Source organism: bacterium, assembly GCA_012517375.1.
In the GTDB taxonomy this organism is placed as follows: Bacteria; Hydrothermota; Tepidihabitantia; order B3-TA06; family B3-TA06; genus JAAYVC01.
In genome coordinates this window covers 1-9,300 of record JAAYVC010000055.1, presented here as the reverse complement: position 1 = coordinate 9,300, position 9,300 = coordinate 1, and the positions used below count along the sequence as shown (strand labels likewise).

Below are 9,300 nucleotides of genomic sequence, written 5' to 3'. Positions count from 1 at the left end.
TCCTACCGTTCAATCCTTCAAGTACCACCGCCAGCTTCTCCTCTGTCGTCCAGTTACTGCGCTTCATCTTGCCTCCTTGGCTAGACGCTTGAGTCTACCTCTAAACTACCCTCGTGTCCAGTCTCTGAGGGGCGCAGTATAGTTTTGAGACATCACCAACTGTATGGACTATGAAAGCGGCGTATGGATACCCGATATCGCTGTGAGTTATCCCGTCCGTCGTTGGGGAAGTCTGCCATGAAAATACAGCCTGAGTATTTGCGGCATCGCCGTTGCTTTTATCACTTTCTTTATCCACTGCATGAAGATCGGTCCACAAACCGATTAAAGCGATTCCCATGGGAATCAAAGCAAGTTTTTTCATTTTCATCTCCTTCCTTTTAAGTTATTTGATAGTATAACCTAGCCCCAGAGAAACAAGAGGGAATTGTAAATCCCATTTAGTTGAAGGTATACCGCAAGATAGCGCAATATTCCATGCAGGAGAAAAGTGAACAACCACAAAACCATTAGGTCCGTTGACCGCACCTTCCTCCATGAGAAGCAGTTTGTAGAATATCCAAGTTATATCGGCACCCAGGATTACGATTTCCTTTTTCCCTATCCCAAGAAGTAAAGTCGGTGAAATGGGGCCTCTTGTAAGAAACTCCAGCCTTAATGCAGGCGTGAGGAATTTAGTTGGCAGAGAACCTTGTAAGCCGATTCCTCCATCAATAAGTGGGGACACAGGCCAGGGATGAACTCCTCCCGAAATCTGTGGCGTTAATCCTAACCCTAAACCAGCACGTATATGAGCCTGAAGGTTCTTGTTAAACCCATACATGAGTTCAAAGTCACCTCTTCCTCCTATGTAATAACCGGGCATTTCTCCTACAGCACCACCTATAAATGTCGTCAAAGCCAATCCAGAATTCATATGCCAACCAGGTTCAATTCTTGCTGTGCCATAGAATGGTGAAACGCACGAAAGGCTTACGATTACCAACATTGAAATCAAAGTTAGAAGCAAATTCCTTTTCATAGAACCTCCTTATCTCAGGGATATCAGCTTCTTGCATAATGCAACATTGTTCGCATCAAGTTTCACAAAATACACACCCTGCTCAAGTTCTGGTTTCTTGACGGTATAATTGCCCACTCCAAAAGTCCCTTGAGCTAAGACCGCTGCCTGTCTGCCACACACATCATAGGCTACAAGTCTTATATAAGAAGAAGAAGGAAGAGAGAACCTGATCCCTGCATCGTCTACATCCAGGGTAAGCTGTGAAGGAATAGGATGTTCTTCAATCCCTGACCACTTACCGTTAAGAAAGTCCTGGTTAACCATGCGATGAGCCAGAGGTGAGTATGTGTATTGCACCGGATTGAATACCCAACCCGATTGTTTGGGTCTAAGTGTGTAGTTGCCTCCGTTGTAGATCACAAGGTTGTAGCGGCCCTCGTTGTCGGTAGTCACTTCGAGAGTCGTATCCCCTGACACTAAAAGGGTGAAGTTCTTCATCGCTTTCCCAGTGGAATCCTTTACGACACCCGAGATTTCGAGCGGCTGGCGAATCTTTATGACAAAAGCGTTCCAGTTGGTTCCCGCATTATCCGAACCTGCAAGGTAGATGTATCCCTCAGGATCAACCTCCACTGCTTCTATCTCCTGCTTTCCTGGAAGCGTATCCACCCACTTCCAGAGAAGGTTGCCGTCTGAATCGGTCTTAACAAGAGCAGCATCCTCTTCTTCGCCTTTTATCCGGTATCCTGCAAGATAGCAATCAGAGGCAGAATCAAGGCTCATATCAAGGCAGTAATCATCTCCGCCAAGGTCGTAGCCCTTGTGAGCGGTCCATAGGAAATTCCCTGAAGTGTCCCACTTGAATAAGAAGAAATCCCTCACAGTTTTCAACGCATCGCCGCAGAAATACACCTGATTCTGGTCGTTGATAGCCACACCCGTCGCATTGAAAACGAAGCCTGTCTCCTCGTAGTCGTGATAACCCTGTCCGGTAAGGTCATTCTTCATCTTTTCCCAGGAACACGGAGGGCGACCTATGCAAACGCCTCCTGATGAGCAAATCGCCATGCCGCTAAGAGGAGTATAGCCGGAATAGTAACCGTTGGTCAGGACAACTCCTCCAAGGGCGTTCAGCAAGTAAAATGCCGTTTTCGTATCGTTTCCTGACAGGTTCTCACCCCAGACACCAATATAGCAAGAATCCTCATTCCTTGCAGCTATCACGGGCGGGCCGTCAATGGCATAAGCTGGAGTTGACAACGCTTTTATTAACTCCCCGTTTAAATCATAGCGCAAGGATAAGGAGCGGGAATTCCCTGTGGAGGCCTCAGTTCCCACAACGGCTATCTTGTGATTAGAGAAAACATGAAGATCATAGCCAATGGCATTTGAACCTTCTGGATAGGTTTTGCGCCATACCGTATCTCCCTCCGTCGTAATCTTTGCCACGATTAATCTCGAGCTGTCATCCTTCGATTCACCCGTATAGCAGAGATAGCCTGGCCAATCCATGGCCATTCCGTGTATCTTATCATTGGACCCGTAATCCAGGGCTTTCTGCCAAATCACCATGGGGCTAGCCGCAAAGGCCTGAACGATCAGGCAAGTCAAGAATAACATTGTTTTCTTCACGTAACCTCCTTGAAGCGAATCTCAGGAGGGCAAGCTTGCTCGCCCTCCTGAGATATTAATAGCTTTATCTAAGCATGACTACCTTGGTGCTGTTAGAGTATTTGCCGGAGGAAATCCTGACAAAATACACGCCTGATCTCAGTTTCTCGCCATATTGGTCTTTTCCATCCCAATTGACCGTGTAGTAGCCAGCTTCCTGCTTACCGTTAACCAGAACTGCCATTCTACGGCCTGTCACGTCCATCACGGTGATTGTGGTTTTTCCTGACTGTGGAAGCTGATAAGAGATTCCGACATTCTGGGCGGGTGATATCAACAGATCTTTGATGGAGAACTTATATTCTTTTGGAAGCTCGCCGCGATCTTCTATGCCTGGGGATAATACTTGATAAGTGTATCTTCCGCGAGTTTTGAAGACGAAATCTCTGGTCATTGTAGTATCCATCGTATCCTGAGGAACAGCCGTATAGGAAAGTGCGAACTGTTCATTTGCACGAAGGAGAGGGGAACTTCCATGCAAAATGAGATCTGAGATATTCGTTCCAACAGGAACACCCTGTCTCTGTTCCCAATATATCGCATTGTTTATTTGAGATTCAGTCATGCTCCAGCCCGAGGGCTCAATCTTGACAAGAGCGACCCGATCGAGGTAGCCTATCGAATTTGCATTACAGATGATCTTGAAAGTCATGGATTCGGTATCAGCATTCATAAATGAAGAACTGACATCAATAATCCAGTCCGATGTGCTGTGACGGGCAAGGGCCTCACCTCCGGGTATTGGACTCCAGCCCGTATCTCCACTTGGAACACAGACACTGAAGTAGTAGTTTTTAACCGGTGAGATCTGCTGGGAAGGGCTGATACCTGTGCTCATCAAAAGTCCTGTGTTGCTCCACTCTACCGGAGGAAAGCTCACATAAAAAGTATCCAGGCTATTGGCCGTAATGATAGATGTGTCAATATCTCCGATTTGATCCAGTAGATCGATGGGATATACATACTGTCTGAGCGTGTCTAATGAATCTGGTAACCATACTATTGTATCCTTGTAGAATTGATTGGGTTCGAGAACATTTGAATAAACATAGACTCCGCCCAGGGCTGAAGTTGCGACCTGAGTTCCAATAGGATGATCTACTGCATATAGTCTTGCATCAGTGAAGTAAGAAACAGCTGTATTTTCCTCTGCCACGTAAAGGTAGTAGTTGCCATTTTCAGGAGGAGGTGGATAAGAAAGAACAATATTGTCAATCGCGGTGTCGCTTGTAAACTGAGAACGTGGAAGCAAGGTATTATTCTGTAGATAGCAATACTCGCTTGTAGTGTCGTCTCTGCCTATAAAGGAATATAGGATTGGACACGATGGTGGAGGTGGTGATGGCGATGCAGCTGGGCTGGTCGAGTGAAACGGTTCGGAAGAAAGAGAGTATTGAGGATCGGTATCATAATGGTGAAGGACTTCAACTTTCCAATACCATGTTTCGCTTGGGTATGCTTTCTTTATGCCCTGAAAATTCTTGGGATCAATCTTCCTCTGCTGTTTGAAGCTTCCTCCTCCATCAAGGGGCCTGCCCCATTCTTTATCAGTTCTTCTGCGCCAGAATTTATACTTATCAAAAGTCCAGCCGGATGTTTCCTTATACTTGAAATAAACCTGAGCATTCCAACGTGGTTTCTTGGAAAGTAGACTCATAGCTGCCATGGCACTCGCAGATTTGGTCCAGTCCACACGGGTAATCTCCGGAGGAACGTTGTAGTTGAATATCCACTTTTTGACCTCTTCCTTTACTTGCTGGCAAGTCGGTAGAGCTTCCCAGGGCTGATCGTTGGAACCTTTGTAATGGAATTTGAAATAAGTCCTGTTGAATTGCGAGTAATCCAGCTCGACTGATTTTCTGGCAACAACACCGTCGTTAGAGGCAAAAAGAACCGTATAAATGCGAGGCCTCGTTCCTGCAATGGTCCCGTAGAATGGGGGATCGGACCACCAGTAATTACTAGGCCAGATTGTGCCTTTATCAGCATCATAGAGCCAATCGACCCATAATTTTGAACCACTACTTGAGGTGCTGGTGAATTTGACGGTCTCCAAAATCCAATCTGAATTCAAAGCCATTTCTAATAGTTCGCCGTGTTTTTGCCAGGTAGGATAATCAGCGAATAGAGCGTAAATCGCCTCCACCCACTTGGGTTCCGTAAAACCGTGATTAGGGGTTCCAATCATCATTACTTTGAAAACTTTTTCGTCGCATCCGTAGAAGGTGATCGCATCTCTCACAACCAACCCACCCATTGAATGACAAACAAGATTTACCCTGGATGCGCCTGTGGCAGTGAGAACTTTATTTATGAAAGTCGCAAGGTTTTGTGCCCACTCAGCATTGGCCGCTGATGTGTTATAATCTGCTTGGTAGTTCGAGGCTTTGGGATCTAGGGTTGCAGACGAATAGTAATTGTCCCCAATGACTCCCTGAGAAGCATCGGGGTTGTAGTAAGAAAAGCTATATACCTTGAGTGGATCTCCTCCTGTCGATGTTAATACTGACGATACGTCACAATTCTTTGGTGTGCCGTAGGTGTAGTTGTTGTAACCTAGCCCGGATAGGGGAACGAGTTGACGCATCACTGATTCCTCATCATCCCATGTAAGCCAGCCAGAAGCACACGTAGCTGTTTGCTGTTGTCCATGAATAAAGATTATTGGATACGGACCTGGATTGGCAGCCTGCGATAACGAAAAAGCACTGACTAACAGTGACACAACGATTGAGGTTTTTCCCTTCATTATTTTCCTCCTTTATAGTCGAAGGTTAACCCGAGTGCAACTCCCCACGTCGGAAGAATTCTCATCTGCCTGAGAGAAGCTTCCTCCGGTTTATCATAGGTGTTCATTGCACTTTCCCTTAAGACCCCTCCTTTGAGAAGGCAATGCATCTGAAACGAAAATCCTCCAAAGCTGACGACTGGAAAGGAAATGCCCAGATGTCCCACTATCCCTTTCAAATCGCTGACGTAGTAGAAATTTTTCAAGTTCTGTGGTTCATTCAGGTTGTCATACCATATCCAGTGTTCTTCTCCGTAAGAATCACCCCATACCCCTTCTGATCCAACGTATATATCCCCTCCGTTGTATGTATAACTCTTTGAAAGCGCTTTCAAGGGGATACCAATCTCTCCTCCCACGCTGATTGCACTAAGGGTCATATTCGTGCTTAGACAATAATACCTTCCTGTTGAATCAGATGGAAAAAACACAAGCGGAGAAGTGTTAGGCAGGTCTGAGTAGGAAAATCCTCCTATGGCTCGGATGATTATCAAATTGGATATTTCCACGCCTATTTTGCCTCTTACTGTGTGATTCAAGTAAAGAACTAAGGATGGGTCTGGATAAGCGCCCGCAGGGGCATTTGTAAAACCCTTGAATTCCTTCCCTCTGTAGAGCACGGAAGGTTCATATCCCACACATGCCTGAAAACTAAGCCCGTCCTTATCTCCTGATGCTCCTATCAGAAGCATCGCCGTCAACATGATGTTTAACATCAATCCTCCTAAAATCGGCCTCTATTATTCTCTTTACGCTAGCCTAGACCTTTCTTGTCTAAGCCCCTCCTCAAAAAGGCCTCCTTCAGGATCGATGGGCTATACCGTTACTTCACAATACATTCTGGGGGAAGCAATCCCCCTGGATTGAATTCAGCACTATCTCCCTTGAAAATATCCTATATTCCTTGTTGCAACTAGCTCCCATTCAAACCTCTAACCTAGTATAAGTAAAACAAATAAGTTTGTCAAGTCCAAGTGACTTTATTGTGATATGTTAGGATACTACAGGCAGTATTTTGGGTTTTGTGCATCTGTTGCAATCACTTTTTTGTTTGTTCTCCCTCCACAATGCCCCTGGAACCCCTCCAGAAGCCCAGGATTGCATTTTCAACCCAGTTCAGGATCCCCCTCTCTTCTCTCCCTCTCTCTCCTCTCTCTTCTTCTTTCTCCCCTCCTCCAAAAAGAACTGGGGAATCATTTCAATCTTCCTTCTTCCTTGAAGTATAGGGAAGTAAGATTCCGACTTCGCACGCTAAAGTAAGCCGTTTCATAAAGGATATATCAACCTCCATCTTTGAGGCTAAACTTGCCCTTTATGATGGTGTCATCAGCTCATTTTGCCTGAAAAAGACCTAGTTTCGTGTAGCTGCGAGAGCTGTTTTGATCCTAAGAGCCAAAGGGAACAATTCAGGCGAAAACACGTAAGATGAGGATATGCTTCAGTTAACGAAAAACCTTAGTAAGGATTGGGTCAAAAAGGGGCATTTGATACACATCTGGAAAATCTACCCTGGGAGCAGCCCCTTATTGTGCGTAGATATGCATCCGTATCTCCGATGACCGATGGTTCATAACTCATCCACTTGATATACTAAATTCTGAGAACTCATCAAGGTGATCCCACAGATACCATATTAAATTACCCAAGAGGGACCAGGGAATTGACATCTTTGTTCCAGGGAGTAATCTTATCAAGTTATGTTTGGGGTTTTTAAAACAGGTCATTAAATTCAAGTAAGAGGTATTGAAATGTATAACACGCCTCCCGCAGAAGGTGAAAGACATGCAGCTATAGGCTTTTCAAATCAATATCGAGTATCGACCTCGAAAATCCTTGAAGAGTTAAGAACCTTTGACTCGATAAGAGTAAATGATCCTGATGCGGGGAGAGTCGATGATCTCCAGATTGTTTCGGACAATCGAATAGATGCTTATCAAGTTAAATGGAGCGAATATCCTAAACCATTTACTTTTCGAGAATTGGTAAAAACAGGGAAAAGACCAAGTTTGATTAAGCAATTAGCAGATGGTCAAAGACAGCTCCGAGAATTGAATCCAACGAAACGAATAGTGGTTCATTTAGTAACCAACAATTATCCATCGACACTAGACAAAGTATTTTCGAATCCCTCCGTAGATAAATCCAAGCAAAAATCTTTTGCCGCCTTTCTTAAGCAATGCTGGGAGATAATCAAGGAATCCGGCATCTCATGCATTCCTGAATAATGGAAGCCTGCACTGGAGAAATTAAGAGAGTCTACCGGGCTAAACGAGAAGGAATTTGAGGAGTTCTCCAGGGATTGTGAATTAGAATTTGGATTCAAGCTCTCCGCTTCTGAAACAAATTTCATTGAGCGAATCGCCAAAGTCTTATTCGATCTTGCTGCCGATTCTAAAAAAATTGTTGAGTTAACACGTCTGGAATTTCTTAAATTATTAGGATTGGAGGATATCTACGAATTCAAACATCCCCACAAGTATCCAGTTGACAAGGAAAGCTACGTTCCAATTGATGAGACAGTCACAAGTCTTAAAGAAGCTGTTTTCAAAAACCCTGGAGGTTACATTGCTCTAATGGGAACACCGGGGTCCGGGAAATCCACCCTTTTATCAGAGACCCTGCCCACAATCGAAGAAGCAAGAATAATTGAGTATTACGCTTATGTCCCAGATTACCCTTCATCATTGCGCGGGGAATCGACTAATTTCTTGCATGATATTAAGCTAGCGCTGGACAAAGCCGGATTCAAGGTAGAAAAAAGTTACGAAATAGACCGCTCAAAACTGCAGAATATCTTCCACAGGCAGATAGAACTTCTTCACGCAGATTGGCAAAAAACGAAGATCAAAACTCTGATCCTCGTGGACGGATTGGATCATATCGAACGAGAGCAGGATCCGCAAATCAGCATGCTGTCCGACCTACCTAACCCTGAATTAATCTCTGAAGGGATATTCTTCATTCTTGGCACACAAACGGAGCAACTTGCGAAATTACCTCCCAGAGTGCAAAATGAGATTGGCCAACCTGATCGCCGAGTAGAGATTCAAGAATTAAGCAGGGGAAATTTTAATGACATTATAAAAAAAATGGGCATGGACAATTCCTTGTCAGGATTTGAGGACGAGATTTATCGATTGTCTGAAGGACATCCTCTGGCTTTAAGATATCTATTGCGGCATCTGGAAGGTAAGTCTGCAAAGGAAGAAATAGAAGAAATACTAAAAGATACGCCTCCATATGATAAGAACATAGAGAACCAATATCATAGTTATTGGAATCAGATCAATCCAGACTATGATTTAAAACACTTCGTCGGTCTTGTCGCACGTTTACGCAAACCCATTGATCTTGACTGGATTAAAAAGTGGTCTGATCCAAAAGCCCTGGATAGATTCCAACACTTAATGTCCCACTACTTTCGTGAAGAATCTTCAAGCCTTTTGACCTTTTTCCATAGCAGCTTCTGGGCTTTTTTGATCAAGAAAACAGCAAAGTCGACACACAATTCAATTGACGATGATCTCGATAAAAACCTTCATCGAGAATTAGCCGATAAATGTGCAAAGGAACCCGACGATTCTCCGTGGGCATGGGAGAAACTGTATCATCTCTCTTGTGCGGCAGAGCACAAGGATATACTGCGCCCTTCAGAGAGTGGACACGGTGAGTGTGTAGGGGTAGAATGAGGATAAAGCAAGGAGCGAAGATGAAGCGCAGTAATTGGACGACGGAGGAGAAGCTGGCGGTGGTACTTGAAGGATTGAACGGCAGGAAGTCGGTGACGGAGATATGCCGGGAACATCAGATATCGCAGACACTATATTACCGGTGGCGC

Annotated in this window: 8 protein-coding genes; 3 read left to right on the top strand and 5 right to left on the bottom strand. The window is 44.7% G+C overall.

Features of this window, described 5'->3' with window-relative positions; genetic code table 11:
• Positions 1 to 100 precede the first annotated feature (100 nt).
• The 5 genes from GX441_06505 to GX441_06485 form a co-directional block, all read right to left on the bottom strand.
• Positions 101 to 364 carry a hypothetical protein gene (locus GX441_06505; GenBank protein NLI98295.1) on the bottom strand — a complete coding sequence of 88 codons (264 nt, stop codon included), beginning with the start codon at positions 362 to 364 and terminating at the stop codon, positions 101 to 103.
• A 21-nt stretch (positions 365 to 385) separates the two neighbouring features.
• Complete coding sequence (locus GX441_06500; GenBank protein ID NLI98294.1) at positions 386 to 1,021, bottom strand: hypothetical protein; 636 nt, start codon at positions 1,019 to 1,021, stop codon at positions 386 to 388.
• Positions 1,022 to 1,030: 9 nt separating this feature from the next.
• Positions 1,031 to 2,635 carry a hypothetical protein gene (locus tag GX441_06495; GenBank protein NLI98293.1) on the bottom strand — a complete coding sequence of 535 codons (1,605 nt, stop codon included), beginning with the start codon at positions 2,633 to 2,635 and terminating at the stop codon, positions 1,031 to 1,033.
• Between the two features lie 64 nt (positions 2,636 to 2,699).
• A complete protein-coding gene (locus GX441_06490) occupies positions 2,700 to 5,423 on the bottom strand; it encodes a T9SS type A sorting domain-containing protein (protein ID NLI98292.1) in 2,724 nt (907 codons plus the stop codon).
• Complete coding sequence (locus GX441_06485) at positions 5,423 to 6,178, bottom strand: hypothetical protein (protein NLI98291.1); 756 nt, start codon at positions 6,176 to 6,178, stop codon at positions 5,423 to 5,425. The genes GX441_06490 and GX441_06485 overlap by 1 nt, the downstream gene beginning before the upstream one ends.
• A 1,032-nt stretch (positions 6,179 to 7,210) precedes the next feature.
• Between GX441_06485 and GX441_06480 the strand changes: the two genes are divergently transcribed.
• The 3 genes from GX441_06480 to GX441_06470 form a co-directional block, all read left to right on the top strand.
• Positions 7,211 to 7,687, top strand: coding sequence for a hypothetical protein (locus GX441_06480; protein NLI98290.1), 477 nt, complete (start codon positions 7,211 to 7,213; stop codon positions 7,685 to 7,687).
• Positions 7,688 to 7,903: 216 nt separating this feature from the next.
• Positions 7,904 to 9,151, top strand: coding sequence for an AAA family ATPase (locus tag GX441_06475; protein NLI98289.1), 1,248 nt, complete (start codon positions 7,904 to 7,906; stop codon positions 9,149 to 9,151).
• Between the two features lie 20 nt (positions 9,152 to 9,171).
• The coding region (locus GX441_06470; GenBank protein ID NLI98288.1) for a transposase at positions 9,172 to 9,300 on the top strand (129 nt) is incomplete at its 3' end.